General features: G+C 38.6%; 18 protein-coding genes and 1 pseudogene. 4 read left to right on the forward strand and 15 right to left on the reverse strand.

Annotation, left to right across the window (positions count from 1 at the left end; all coding sequences use genetic code 11):
- The first annotated feature begins 169 nt into the window (after positions 1–169).
- Positions 170–682, forward strand: coding sequence for a nuclear transport factor 2 family protein (locus IEY34_RS29045; RefSeq protein WP_189018656.1), 513 nt, complete (start codon positions 170–172; stop codon positions 680–682).
- Here IEY34_RS29045 and IEY34_RS29050 read toward each other — a convergent pair.
- Both IEY34_RS29050 and IEY34_RS29055 read right to left on the reverse strand, forming a co-directional pair.
- Positions 615–1181 carry a YdeI/OmpD-associated family protein gene (locus IEY34_RS29050; protein WP_189018658.1) on the reverse strand — a complete coding sequence of 189 codons (567 nt, stop codon included), beginning with the start codon at positions 1179–1181 and terminating at the stop codon, positions 615–617. The two genes, IEY34_RS29045 and IEY34_RS29050, sit on opposite strands and share 68 nt — an antisense overlap.
- An 82-nt stretch (positions 1182–1263) precedes the next feature.
- Positions 1264–1728, reverse strand: coding sequence for a VOC family protein (locus tag IEY34_RS29055; RefSeq protein WP_189018660.1), 465 nt, complete (start codon positions 1726–1728; stop codon positions 1264–1266).
- A gap of 97 nt (positions 1729–1825) precedes the next feature.
- Here IEY34_RS29055 and IEY34_RS29060 point away from each other — a divergent pair, with 97 nt between their 5' ends.
- A complete protein-coding gene (locus IEY34_RS29060; protein ID WP_189018662.1) occupies positions 1826–2737 on the forward strand; it encodes a helix-turn-helix transcriptional regulator in 912 nt (303 codons plus the stop codon).
- Here IEY34_RS29060 and IEY34_RS29065 read toward each other — a convergent pair.
- On the reverse strand, positions 2728–4251 hold the full coding sequence (locus IEY34_RS29065) for an MFS transporter (RefSeq protein WP_189018664.1): 1524 nt from the start codon (positions 4249–4251) through the stop codon (positions 2728–2730). The genes IEY34_RS29060 and IEY34_RS29065 overlap by 10 nt on opposite strands.
- A gap of 174 nt (positions 4252–4425) precedes the next feature.
- Between IEY34_RS29065 and IEY34_RS29070 the strand changes: the two genes are divergently transcribed.
- Entirely contained in the window at positions 4426–4878 is a 453-nt protein-coding gene (locus IEY34_RS29070) for an Lrp/AsnC family transcriptional regulator (RefSeq protein ID WP_189018666.1), read from the forward strand.
- Between the two features lie 44 nt (positions 4879–4922).
- Here IEY34_RS29070 and IEY34_RS29075 read toward each other — a convergent pair whose 3' ends face one another.
- From IEY34_RS29075 to IEY34_RS29085, 3 genes and pseudogenes are all read right to left on the reverse strand, one after another.
- A complete protein-coding gene (locus tag IEY34_RS29075) occupies positions 4923–5372 on the reverse strand; it encodes an SRPBCC family protein (RefSeq protein ID WP_189018668.1) in 450 nt (149 codons plus the stop codon).
- Positions 5373–5386: 14 nt separating this feature from the next.
- On the reverse strand, positions 5387–5761 hold the full coding sequence (locus IEY34_RS29080; protein WP_229757896.1) for an ArsR/SmtB family transcription factor: 375 nt from the start codon (positions 5759–5761) through the stop codon (positions 5387–5389).
- Between the two features lie 52 nt (positions 5762–5813).
- Positions 5814–6442, reverse strand: a pseudogene (locus IEY34_RS29085) (NAD(P)H-dependent oxidoreductase).
- 732 nt (positions 6443–7174) lie between these two features.
- Between IEY34_RS29085 and IEY34_RS29090 the strand changes: the two are divergent.
- Positions 7175–7549: a hypothetical protein gene (locus IEY34_RS29090; protein ID WP_189018669.1), complete on the forward strand. Its 375-nt coding sequence runs from the start codon at positions 7175–7177 to the stop codon at positions 7547–7549.
- Positions 7550–7644: 95 nt separating this feature from the next.
- Here the strand turns inward: IEY34_RS29090 and IEY34_RS37950 are convergent, their stop codons facing one another.
- From IEY34_RS37950 to IEY34_RS29135, 9 genes are all read right to left on the reverse strand, one after another.
- Positions 7645–7752, reverse strand: coding sequence for a hypothetical protein (locus tag IEY34_RS37950; protein ID WP_189018689.1), 108 nt, complete (start codon positions 7750–7752; stop codon positions 7645–7647).
- 106 nt (positions 7753–7858) lie between these two features.
- Positions 7859–8314 (reverse strand): Rpn family recombination-promoting nuclease/putative transposase, encoded by a 456-nt coding sequence (locus IEY34_RS29100; RefSeq protein ID WP_189018691.1) that lies wholly within the window; start codon positions 8312–8314, stop codon positions 7859–7861.
- 226 nt (positions 8315–8540) lie between these two features.
- Positions 8541–8906, reverse strand: coding sequence for a hypothetical protein (locus IEY34_RS29105; protein WP_189018671.1), 366 nt, complete (start codon positions 8904–8906; stop codon positions 8541–8543).
- A 706-nt stretch (positions 8907–9612) separates the two neighbouring features.
- A complete protein-coding gene (locus tag IEY34_RS29110) occupies positions 9613–10050 on the reverse strand; it encodes an AAA family ATPase (protein ID WP_189018673.1) in 438 nt (145 codons plus the stop codon).
- A gap of 2 nt (positions 10051–10052) precedes the next feature.
- Positions 10053–10790, reverse strand: coding sequence for a tRNA(His) guanylyltransferase Thg1 family protein (locus tag IEY34_RS29115; protein WP_189018675.1), 738 nt, complete (start codon positions 10788–10790; stop codon positions 10053–10055).
- Between the two features lie 40 nt (positions 10791–10830).
- The gene (locus IEY34_RS29120) at positions 10831–11307 is read right to left on the reverse strand and encodes a hypothetical protein (RefSeq protein WP_189018677.1); all 477 of its coding nucleotides are present in this window, start codon (positions 11305–11307) and stop codon (positions 10831–10833) included.
- A 40-nt stretch (positions 11308–11347) separates the two neighbouring features.
- Positions 11348–11821 carry a hypothetical protein gene (locus tag IEY34_RS29125; RefSeq protein ID WP_189018679.1) on the reverse strand — a complete coding sequence of 158 codons (474 nt, stop codon included), beginning with the start codon at positions 11819–11821 and terminating at the stop codon, positions 11348–11350.
- A gap of 200 nt (positions 11822–12021) precedes the next feature.
- Positions 12022–12465, reverse strand: a complete 444-nt coding sequence (locus IEY34_RS29130; RefSeq protein WP_189018681.1) for a GIY-YIG nuclease family protein — start codon at positions 12463–12465, stop codon at positions 12022–12024.
- Positions 12466–12769: 304 nt separating this feature from the next.
- The gene (locus IEY34_RS29135) at positions 12770–13357 is read right to left on the reverse strand and encodes a M48 family metalloprotease (RefSeq protein ID WP_229757898.1); all 588 of its coding nucleotides are present in this window, start codon (positions 13355–13357) and stop codon (positions 12770–12772) included.
- Positions 13358–13519: the final 162 nt, after the last annotated feature.

Below are 13519 nucleotides of genomic sequence, written 5' to 3' on the forward strand. Positions count from 1 at the left end.
TGAAGTCACCATTGCAATCCAATAGGGAGTCGCTGGAATTCGATGTCCGTTAGAATGAGCCAAATTGACAAACAAAATGAGCCGCATAACAAAGCTTTGATTACTCGGCTCGGTTACTATGAGGATAGAAGGAACGGATACAAACAAATTGAAAAAAGGTGAGGACAAAATGGAAAATGTGAAAATACGATCCTTTGAAGAAGCTGCTGACCATGATGCGATACGTGATCTCATTGATGCATATGCCTATTGTGCAGACACGAGGGATGCGGAAGGTCAAATGGCACTATTTACGGAGGATACTCTTTTTAGAGTATTTATGGATGAACGTCAGGCAGAACCATCCCAAATCGTTACTAGTAGGAAGGAATTAGCACCTATTTTTGATAACCTAAATACTTATGTCTCCACCATGCATGTTAATGGCCAAAGTAAGATCATCTTATCTGGTGATACGGCAATTGGGACAACCTATTGTAATGCTCATCATTTAACAATTGAAGGTGATGACAAGAAACTAATGGTAGCAGCTATAAGATATAGCGACGATTTCATCAAACTGAATAATCAGTGGTTTTTCAAAAAAAGAGACCTAAAGGTTACATGGGTTGAAACTAAACCTCTAGACGTCCATTATCATTCCACTGCCCATACATTTTGTTTTCTCTCGTATTTATTATGAATTTGTCCAATCTGCTCCTATACAATTCTGGCTGATGCTTATTGCTTTGTATCGTGTCGATCCGAACTCTTTGATAAAGATCTGGAAATGCCATGAAATTATCGTACACTTGCTTTTCCTCTTTCAGCCTTTGCTCTATCTCTTCATCTATTCTAAAAGAATTGTGATCCATATCAGGAACAACCCTTCTTCCTTCGTCTCTCATTAACCCCAACTTGTCGAGGCGGCGGACACGTTCTTTATTTAATTCCGTCCATGAACTTTTTTTACTTCTAGGAGACAACCTCTGAGCCAGCTCCGTTTCAGAAATTTTCTTTTTGACTCCATCGATCCATCCAAAGCACAAAGCTTCCTCGACCGCGTCCAAATATAACAACGTATTCGGGGTAGGCGTCATACTAACCACGACCCAGCAAAACTTTTTCGTCTTTCCATGTTCCTGCAGCCAAATCCTCACATCTTCTCTCGATTTTGCTGGAATCAAATTTTCAATTTCCATATACATGATCCTTTCTAAATTTTTCAAGAAGAATATACAAGAAAAAATGGTCTGCAATTGCAAGACCATTCTCAAGAATGAGTTACTGTTTGTTGGAAATGACTTTATCAAGAAACTTATCTGCGTCACTATTGAATTTCCACGAAATCCCGAACTTATCAACCAGCATGCCAAAGCACGAAGACCAAGGCGTATTGGATAACGGCATGATAACATAGCCACCAACCGATAAATGATTAAAGTATTCTTCCAGTTTTTGTTTATCATCGATGACTAGGCTAATCAGGACATTATTTCCTTTCACCAACTCACCTGTTACCGTCTTCATGGAAGGCAAAATATCCGACATCATGATTTTCCCGCCTGCGAATTCTATGGAAGACTCCATAATCATAGTTAACTCATTTTCTGGCAGTGGATAGTTTGGATCTTGTGGGATATCGCTAAATTTAACTTTTTTCACTTCCGTTGCACGTAAAGCCTCCGAATAAAATTCAATCCCTTGTTCTGCATTTCCATCAAAGTTTAAATAGACAATAGCTGACATAAAGTAATACCTCCTTCTTGTGATAAATGTAGTATAATCTACAAAAGGTGACAGCTGTATGTCACCATTCTCAAATTAATTAGAGGAGGGGGAACATATGGACAAGATTGAGAGACTTATTTCTATCATCATGATCTTGCTGAGAAATAATATCGTTTCAACAACAGAATTCGCGCAATTATTTAACGTTTCCAAAAGAACGATTCTTCGCGATATGGAAACACTGAGCCTATCCAACATCCCGATCTATTCTATCAATGGCGTTCATGGCGGCTACGGTATTATGGATGAATACAAGGTTGATAAACGTCTTTTAAGCAGCTCCGACTTAGAGAATATATTAACTGCGCTTGGTGGATTGGAACAAATTCTAATTAGCGAAGAAGTTGACATTACGATCAAAAAAATAGAGGCAATGGTTAGCCCCTTGTCTCTGAAAAGTTCAATTCAACTGTCATTTTATGGTTGGGAGGGTCGGTCTGAAATTCTTCACACCTTGAGGACATTTCAAGAATCCATACTAAAGAGAAGGTTAGTTTCATTTGATTATATAGATAAAAACGGCACCGCGACGAATAGAATTGTCGAGCCCTATCAGCTTCATTTTAGCGAAACGAGTTGGTATCTGAAAGGATTCTGTTTACATCGTATGAGCAATAGAACGTTCAAATTATCTCGGATCGATAAGCTTACTATGGATGACAAAACATTTCACCCTAGAGAATATTTAATAGAACAAGAACGCGACGCAAGCTATCAACCGCAGCTAGTCGCTATTCAGGCATTAATTTCCCCTAGCATCCAAGATCAATTCATTGAAAGGTACGGTCGAAAAAGTATTGAAAACTATAGTTCTGAATTTTTATTAGCAACAATTGATGTCCCTCACAACAGTACAGGATTTCAATTTCTAGCAAGTTTCGGCACAAATCTCAAAATCGTAGAGCCCCAAACCTATGTTGAAGACTTTCGAAATTATTTGAAACAGATGATGGATAACTACGCTTGAGAAGATCTTGATCCAAAAATCATATAACTGATCGCGGCCAAAACCCACACGCCAATGCCCCCATAGAGCATCACCAAGCCAAATCCGTGCACAAGAGCCGCGTGGACCACAGCTCCGGACGCATCCAGAGAGGACAGTTCTGGCAAACCCTGCTTGAGAGAGGCCAAGTTTCCGGCAGCTATTTTCCCGGCCAAAGCCCGCAATTGCGTTGTATCGAGAGTCCCTGGAAGGGCCCGCTTCAAATAAGACAGGATGCCTTCCTGCAAAATGAAGCCCATCACGGCGATGTTGATGGCTAGACTGATCAATCTGGCACTCATGTCGATACCGGAAGCCATGCCTGCGCGGGTAATCGGTACTGAGCCAGTAGTCGTGTTGGTCACAGGCGTGTTGGTCAAGCCCAGCCCGATACCAGCCAACAGGGAACCTGGGAGCATGGTCAGCCAGTTGGCGTGATCGCCTCCACTGCCATATTTCATCATAATGAAGCCCAGACCGATGATGAAAAGACCCGATGGAATAACGATACGCGGCTGATAGCGCAGCGAAAGACGCTCTGCAAGTGGCGGGATCACCAGAGTAGGCAGCGCATAAGCTAAGAGCGACATCCCGGCGGCTACAATGCCATAACCAAGACCGCTCTGATAATAAATCGGCAGATAGACCATGAATGGCCAGAAGCTGAAATTCATCCCGATGGAGCCAAGGATAGCGCCGGAGAAATTGCGTATCTTGAATACGGAAAAGTCGAACATCGGATGGGCGCTGAACTTTTCCACAAATAGAAAAATAATGAAGCTTGCTGCCGTTGCACCAAGAATGCTGATGGAGGCTATGCTGGTAAAGCCTAGTTCGGCTCCTTGCGTGATAAAGTAGGCCAGACCAAAGACCGCCAACGAAAGCGTGACAATACCGATAACGTCCAGCTTTTTCGCTTGCGGATCACTGGATTCCTCCACACCCCCAAAGACAAGAATTAGCGTAAGGATGGTCAGCGGTACGTGGATTAGAAAAACCCAATGCCAGTTCAAAGCAGCCACGATCATCCCCCCGATAATGGGTCCAAACCCGAGGCCGATCCCGAACACGATCCCCCATGTTCCAAAGGCTTTGCTGCGTTCTCGTCCTTCCTGAAACCGATGCGAAAGAATCGCTATCTGGCAAATCTGCATCGCACCAGCACCCACACCTTGAAGAAACCGACTGACGATTAGAACCGAGGTACTTTGCGCCAAACCACAAATCAGGGATGTAACGCCAAACAAAACGAGGCTGATAATAAAAATACGCCTCCTTCCATAACGGTCAGCTAGGGACCCCACAGCCATCAGAACCGTCGCACAGGCAATGGTGTAGGCATTCATAATCCATTGCATATCCTTGAGATTGCCATGCAATACCTTTTCCAAGGTTGGCAGTATCACTGGCACACTGGAAATTTCGAGGCCGAACATTAGCGCGGACAAACATATCGCGGCTAATGCGATTATATTTTTGCTGGAATATTTGCTCATTGCTTGCCAATCCTCTCCGACTTCTCATGTGTGAATCGCCTTTATTCATGTGAGTTTTATTATATAATTTAAATCATTGATTTTACATAACACATCAAATCAAATATGATGATTACACAATGAAATAAATGTTATTTTAATAAAATACCTTAAATTTAAAGGAGCACACTCAAAGTGGATCATATAGATAAACAAATCCTCTTCTACCTTCAAAACCGGGCAAGGATTTCAATGACGGAACTAGGTAAAAGCGTGGGGTTGTCCCAACCTGCGGTAACGGAACGAGTTAAGAGAATGGAAGAAAAGGGAGTAATCGAAGAGTATCGTACCGTCATTTCTCCTGAAAAAATTGGGAAGCATGCGGCAGCCTATATATTGTTTCGGACTAGGGACTGCTTGGCGTTTCTTGATTTTGTCCATGCATCTCCCCATGTTGCCGAGTGCCACCGCATAAGCGGAGAACACAGTTATTTATTAAAAGTAGTGACAGAATCCACACGCACGCTCGAAGAGTTTAGCAATCAGTGCGATAAATATGGAACCTATACAGTCCTGATTGTCATGTCTTCACCGATCGATCATAGTCTTCTAATTCATTCTCTCAAAGAAGCAAATGGATTTGACTAATGCCAAGCAGATGCTCTTCCGCCAGTGGAGTATTTCGGAACACGTCAATTAAAATAGTTGCATAAACCGCCTTCTAAAGAATTTGTCCAACTATTATTGTGTTTTTTCGCTTCTTTCATCGTGGAGAACTCAGAATGCGTGATCACAAGCTCCGTCTTATTGTCCTTGCCGACAAAGCCAATCGTAACAAGCGTTTCCTCCGAACCGTCTCCTTCATTCACCCACTTCCAAGTAAACGATAGCTTATCATGCGGAACGATCTCAACATATCGACCTTCTAAAGTATGAACCTTGCCATTCGGAGCTTTCATATGAAAAAGGTATTTCCCTCCAACTAAAACGTCCATTACTTCAATGGTCGTCGTGAAGCCCACCAGCCCCCACCATTGCTTTAACTGTTCTTCCTTCGTCCAAGCCAAGAACACTCTTTCCTTGCTCGCGTTGTATACGTGATGAAGCTTAAGGAAAAATTTCTCATCCTGCATTGATATCATGAATAGTGCCTCCGTTAGTCTTCTTTAGATTGATTATCCAAAAAATGTTCAAGGTTGAACACTTGCGCAGTCCAAAACTTCCTCAAGTCCATTAACCACTCGTGAGCGTTTTCCACTACAGTTGGATTTAAATAATAAAATCGATACGTTCCTTCCTTGCGAACTGAAACTAAACCAGCCTTCTCCAACACCTTCAGGTGTTTAGAAACGGCTGGCAGTGACATCTCAAAGGGCTTAGCCAAATTCATGACCGTCATCTCGCCAACGGCCAAACGTCTTATGATTTCTCTTCTCGTCGGATCAGAAAGTACTTGGAAAACATCGTTTAATAGTTCATCGTTATATTTAACCATACGTTTAAGCTTAGGTGGATTTTTATCTAATGTCAAGCAGATATACCGGATTAGAACCCTCAATCTCGTTGGCTCTTGTCTGCAATAATTAGAAGCTCCGAGCAACTTCGCGCGCTTGTTGAACTGCCTTTTCTTTAATCGCTGACGCATTATCGGGATCTACAGCCATACCTTCAACGAAGATGCTTTCAAAGCTAGGAACCTCAAAAAACTCCATAATGGCATTCAGGTGACGATGCCCCATTTCTAAGTCCGCGAGAGCTGAGCCAGGTGATAATACACTTCCACTTGCTTGAATGTGAACCGCCTTTTTATCTCTCAGCAAGCCAACCCGACCTATACCCGTAACATGCCTGCAACGCAAATAGAGTCAATGTATACTTTCATAACGGGCGGAAATGAATAATTCCATATCGGATTTACGAATATATACTTATCTGCAGCAACGAATTGATCAACCAGTTCAACCAGACGACTTACTTTCGTTTTTTCTACATCGGTCAATTTATCAAAAACAGTGCCAGCCCCAAGCTTGCCCCAACCGCTAAAAACATCAGCATCAAGTTCAGGAATACCCATTTTATATAGATCAAGATGTACAACTTCATCATTCGGATTGGCGGATCGGTAAGCCTGCACGAATTCTTTTCCTACTGCCATGCTATATGATGTTTCATGATCATTCGGATTTGCTGTGATATATAATACGGTTGCCATGATTAAATTACCTACCTTCATTTTTTTTAGGACAAGTCATAAACATTTTCTCCAAGTCATCTCCTTCATCACATACCAATAAACGATAGCTTAAAAAAAATCGCCTCCATTTCTTATCTCCCGAAACTAATCCAAACAATCAAGAGCACATTCTTGAATTTAACCTAGTTGTTATTTAACCATTTGGTTATTTAACTACTATGTTAAATATATAGCGGTTTTTCTTCATTGTCAAGTAGAAGCAGACCAAATAGGTGCATCCAGACATCATGTTCACTTCGCTCAATACGAACGAGCTAGGTTTCGCTCCCCGATTGGGAATAAAAAAATAGCCCCCATTTTTGGGGGAACACGGAGTTACTCCAACTGCCTCGCGCAGAGGGAACTACAGGGCGCTATTCTACCCAAAGTGGCATTTTTGGGGGCTAAAGGGAACTACAGTACGTTATTTTGCTTTTTGCAGGGAAAATTCAGCGCTTTCGTGGAAATAAGACCCTGTAGTTCCGCTATGACCCTCGCTTCCCTGCTTTTTGCCTAAATAGCGCCCTCTAGTTCTCTTAATTCACCCGCCCATTAACTCAATGGCCCATGCGGTCAAAACCTCACTCTACGGTAAAAAGTAAAACCAACTGAGTTAAAGGGCGGATTTTTAGCTCATCTACTAAACTAACACCCTCGCATCTTAACTCTATTTGAATATACTAGTAGAAAATAATGGAGGAGGTGTTGGACATGCCCTTTTCGACTGGCCTGATTACAAATACTAGAGCATTTGGTACTGCGGCATCTACTATTGTTTTAAGCACAAGAAATATTGATACTGTTAACGCGGCAACGGTTACGTATCACATCTTTGCTTCTGCTGATTCAAGTGTATTTTATACTGCCTACATGTCATCGTTCATTGTCGATCCGAATTACTTTGACGTAAGAGAGTTTTTTATTGCTGGAAATGTTGCATATGAAGTTCAAGTTAGTGTAAGTGATTCAACTAGTACGTTAATCTCCGTTTTTGGAATTGATGAATCCGGAAACCTAGTAACCAATCAAGGTAAACTTCAAGAAGACCTTTCTTTTATTACTAGTTTAAGTCCAGTGATTCTTTAGAAAAAGGTGAGTATAGCCCTAAGTTACTATTTAGGGCTTTTTCTATTTTCTTGAATCCAAACAAGCTTAATTGAGTTTATTTGAAAAGCTGTTTATTAACCGCCCCCAAGCACACCATTCCCACTATTGTCACCGATAGTCGTTACCGTGCCATCGCTCATTAAAATGACCGTATGTAATGAGCCATTATTAATAGGGGGCAGCGCTCCCTATCCGTAAAAATAAGTGCAAAAAAAGAAGACCAGAGCGGCGGCCCTGATCCTCTTGTTACTCTTGAAATTAAGGCAATATCCATTGCTTAAATCGCGTTTAGTGCACCTGCTTGCCTAGCTCTTCGATTTCAGCTTCGGACAAGCCGGTTATTCTCGAAATCACCGAAACCGACAAACCTTCTTGTAACATGCCTGCTACAACTTCCTTATCCCTTTCCGCCTTGCCTTCGAGCCTTCCTTCCTCTCTGCCTCTGGACTCCACATAGTCCAATGCAGACTGCTCATCCAGAAGCGCCTTTTTCCGCGCCTCGTACAGCATCCGCGCTTCTTTGTCTTGGCTCAAAAATTCCAGCGTCGTCATTGCTTTTTTCAAGCCCGGTGTATCCATCGCTAACTCCTCCCATCGGTCTTGTGATGCGCCGTCAATGAACATCAACCACTTTAGAAGTCGACTGTCCATCTCTTGGGCTTTGATTCCCAGTTTCGGCAACTCCATGAAGTGAATTTCAATATCATCGATCAGTAGTTCGCCTGTATGGTCTTCCCTCTGAATTAGCCATGAGGCTTCACAAGGCCAGCTAGCCTATCATGCCCGCCACTCCATGTTAAAGTCTTTGGCATAACTATCGAGCATGGATCATGCAAAACTGCGAAGAATCAAAACCTCTGCCTCAACTTATTAAATTAAGAATTTTTATCGCTTTCAATTCAGTTAAAGTTATCTCGAAAGAACAAATGTCCAAAATGTATTTGTCTTTCAAAAACTCATTTCAAGTTTTTCACTTCGTTTCTTGATCATTATCCAAAATACTTGCTAAGACACGTAATTGCTCATCCGCTTGAAGTTCATGATATTTTTCAGCTAACTTAGCATATCTATTATAAGAGTCTCTGATAGTACTTTCAAAAATAGTTTTTAATTCATTAGACTTAGTATTGAAATCTAATACAATTTTATCATAGTTATAAAGTGGATCAGCATTATAAATTGTGTTTTCCCATGTGTTCAAAAGTCGATTCAACATGCCCTCATGGTCTAAATTTGACATTTGAGCAATATCCTGAAACCTATCATAAGTTTCACTGGTCATATGAATCCTTTTTGTCTTATTATGATTATTCGTTTTCGCACCACTTAATCGCATATTCTAACCTCCAGTGCGAATTATTTTATCACTATATTTATATAAAAATCCTTTGTAATCAATGCTTCTTGAATAATCTCGTGAATCACCTATATAAAAATGTGATGCCACCCTGCTCTGGAATCCAATCGATTATATATGCTGTTTTAATATTGGGGAAGTGTTTTCGTAGCACGAACAACATTCTTTGTCTATCTTTATCGTGGAAAAAGGACTTATGCTGTTTAATCAACGCTGTTCTAATATCTTCTTCTGTTTTCGTTCCTCTGAGTTTCATGTACTTCCCACCAACTTTATATGAAATTGCTCTTTTATTTATACTTTTTCTTGATAAATTTTTACTTCTAAAGGGAGATAGTTTTGAATAGGAATTAAGAACTCTTTCAATTCTTCAACCTTATTAAAAAATATTCCATAGTTATCTTCTGTATCATAAGACCATAAAGTCTTTTTTAAGAATTGTAACTCCTCAACTGGCTCATACAAGTTGTTATCGTATCGTTACTAATAAAAAGAATACTTTTCTCAATGACATTAACTTTTATTATGAGAGGAAAACCCACATTGACTTCTCACTCGTTGTTTCCTTTCCAAACCAACAGTGAGCAGCACTCCACATGTGTCGAGACGGTGAAAGGGATATAATGGTTTCAATTTTATATAAAGATTAGTACAAACTCTAAACAAATAAAAGACTCGTTTTATTTCATTGTAGTGTGTCGATAATAAATTCTCCGTTAACCAATCTTACAATGTATAGCTCATCAAAACCTTCACTCATTTGAGGCGGCTGAAGGTTTTTCATTACACTTTTAATACCTACCTCTGGAATTTTCTCTCTACCTTGACGAGCTTCATTTCTCTTAATTGATTCATCAAAATTAGGTTCAAAAAAGTATCCAACTACTTTGTATTTAGAATCCTTAGCAATATCAATATATTTTTTTCTGTCTTCAATTGTAGGATTTGTGTTATCAACAACAAACGACTGCTTGGCTTGAACTGAAGCTGCAAGGTATATATCTTCTCTGTGTCTTGTTTTCAACATATCCAAATTTATCCGCATGTGTGTATTAAAAAATCTTTCTTTGAAAAGAGTTGATTTACCTGATGCCTGTATACCAACGAAGATAACGCACTCCACAACTACTCATCCTTATCAAAAAATACGTATTGGTTTATGTAATCTCTATTCTGCGAGAATATTGGCGTTTCGTGATCAACATCCCATTTTGTTCTTTGCGTTTCGCCTTTATAATACTGCTGCTTAGTGATGCAAACTCCACGTTTCTGCCATACAGATAGATCGTTCCAATTAATGCCCTTCTCTAAAAACAGCTTATCTTGAAGTTGCTTTCCAGTGAGACCTTGTAACTGTTTATGTGGAAAATTCGCTTGTGCCACCATAGAAATGCTATTCTTTGTAGCGTCTTGTTGCCTCCATAAGAAATAATTTGTTACTTCATCATGTGGAAGTACCCAAGCTCTACTATCGAAAGTTGCCAGAGGTTTATCGGGATAATTCGGTTTAATTGTCTCGTTGAATTTTGCTGTTGCCATTGATGCAGATACCGAGACCATTTTTTGAATATTATTTTCGAACCATGATTGAGTTGTTAATTTATCATAATTCGTAAGCAAGATCGATATTTCATCACTTTGATGATATACAATTTTACACCCCATTATGTTTTGAGCGAGGTACTTAGAGGTTTCCCATAATGCATTTGTTAGTGTTTCATCAAAAGGCTTTTTCATTCCTCTTGTAAAGGTGTGGAAATGACAACCGTCAATTCTTAATATCACTGGAAGTCTGCGCGGTAAACTGTCTCTAAAAGCATTTTCATAATCCTTCATTCTATTTCCAAAATCATCTTTCTTCATATCTGTTCATTTTTCCTTTCCTGTTAAAAGAATTGTTTTATTATCGCTCTATGTTCTTATGCTTATCTACAAACTTTTGTAGTGATTCCAAGACCTTTTCTGCATCATGAATATTTAAATATAAGCTCATTTCGTTATGTAAAAGATTGTTACGCTTAGATACGGCAAAACTTTCCATACAATAGATTGAATTTTCATCGTGATAAACTTCAAAAACTGACTCGAAAGTATCTCTTGATTCGTGCCTTATTAACAAATAATCTTCAACACCACGTCTCTTTCTTGTAAGCTCATCTAACGGAGCTTTTCTACGTTCTCCAAAGTGTTCCTCATGTTTCTTCTCAGAGTAATTTTGGATCTCCTCTGCAATAAACGCAAGAGTCGCTCCGTCAATTTCTTCGCCGTGGCTATTAGTTATCTTTGTGCTCCAAGTACTTGGCTCAAAAAATATATTCCAATTTGAACTAGTTAGTACTTTGATTTGATCTTTAAATAAAAATTCATTATCACTACCCAAATTTTACAACCTCCAATGAATGTATTATTGTAGTGTAATATTATAGAAGTTTAACAAAGCAATCATATCCTTCTTGCTCAAGCAAATATCTCATCATACTATCTTTGTTTGACGCATGGTTTGAACCTACTACAACTATTCCTGAAGAACAATTATTTTGTTTCACGTATTCAATTATTGTATTCGCAAACTTAGCATCTCTATTCGATGGTACAGCGTTATTATCTTCAAGCCCTCTAATATATTGGCTAAGTTTTTTGAAGAAACCGTCTTTATCATTTTTTTTCAATCCTGAGTTCTTTAAAATATCGAACCTTTTGGTGGAAAAATTATCTAGCGATTTCTGATTTACATCCACTCTGGAATGATCAAGCCATACTATATTGCATTCTTTAAAAACTCCTAGATGACAATCCCCTTCATACCCCATTGAAAGGGTAATATCTCCTATTTCCTCATCGGTTAGAAAATTCCATTCACCTTTCAGTAATTGAGAAAAGTAAGTTCTTTGCATAATAATTTGATCAAGTATTTCTCTATCTCACTCTGGCGCAATAAAATCTGGGTAATTTACATTTTCATTACTAAGCTCTTCTAACCAGTTTATCAAATTTGTCCTACAAGATGGGTCGAAGTGGTTTATTCCAGCAATATATAATTTCATTTAAAGCCCTCGATCTTATAAAATATTTGTTTTATTGTTTTATTTAGTATCTATGCATTCAAAATCTCATAGCCTTGATCACGATGATCAATCAAAAGAAGATTTTCAATAAGCCTACGTAGACTAGTGTTAGTTAGATCCAATTGAGAATATGGTTTACTGTTTATCTGAAGTTTTTTAATACTCATTATTTCAATAGTTACTAAATACTTATTACTGAGAAACTCATCAAACAAAGACTTCATTCTAATGTTCGTCATCTGAGATGTGCCAGGTTTTAAGTAGCCATTTAAACGGTTTGAGAAATTGTTAGTTTCTCCTATATAAACAGTCTTGCATTCCTCAGAATGTCTATGCACTTTCCAACGATAGACGGACGCTGTTTTATATAATTTTCTCATATAAGAATTTTGAGGCGCAGGATAAAAATATTCTTGATTCATTTCTGCGTGAATTGGCAACCAATCAAATTCAAGTTCAACTAAATTTTGCACGTATTCCCTCCACATGACTACATAACTTACTCACTCTTAAACGGAACCAAATCCTCAACTGGAACATTTACCACTCGACTAGTATCATCAAACTTTATTTTCGCTGACTTGGGATTGCCTGACTGATCAGATTTAAAACCCACTAGAATGCCTTCTCTGTCACAATGCCTCATTTTGTTGGGGTTAATCTGGTATCACCTTGTAAACTCCACCATAAGTTAGTTTAAAGCTGCTAATCAAATCATTGCCGCGGTACTTCTTCACAGAGCATTCCTTTGTTACACCCTTAACAATTTGGGTAGCTTTAATTACATCGATGAACATTCAGCTGCACATCCAATAAAATTGTTGATTTATTGGGATCAAACTTACTTTTGACCCTTTCAACCAATTTTCTCTTTTTCTTTATTTTCATTACATCACAGAAATCATTAAGGATATCATTAATCAATTCAGTTGTGAAAGCCTTATGTTTTATACACATAGCTATCGTTAAATCCCTGCTTGGGTATCCAACTTTATAGGAATTTAGCTTACTTGGATTTTTATTCTGCTTATTGAATAGTGTGTGAATATTTGTAAACTCTTCCTCAGTAAATTCATTAATTCTAAACGACTCTACTTCGGCTCTTATTTCCATGAGTAAACTAATTGCTCTAGAATAGTTTGAAGAAAACGCAATTCCGAATGTATTAATCATTTTAGATAATGCAAAGTCGCGATATTTTATATGAGTTAATTCGTGCACTATCATACATCTCACAGCCTGAGGATTTGATTCGTACAATTTAAGTAACGAGTTAGAAATAATGATATATTTCTTATTCCCTGCGACTCCGTTATAAACTCTATCAAAATAGATCTTAAGTTCAATTTTTTCATCTAATGACATTTTATCGAGTAGTTGCTTAAAATCATTTATTATACTTGAATCAATTTCATAATGTTTTTGAATGTGGCTTGTGCTATACGAAATTTGACGTTCTGTTTTTTTAAAAAATTAAGCCGCAATCTTGTGGGATTGGTTTTTTCTAACACGGTCTACTGTTAATTT

This window comes from Paenibacillus marchantiophytorum, assembly GCF_014640555.1.
Taxonomy (GTDB): Bacteria; Bacillota; Bacilli; order Paenibacillales; family NBRC-103111; genus Paenibacillus_E; species Paenibacillus_E marchantiophytorum.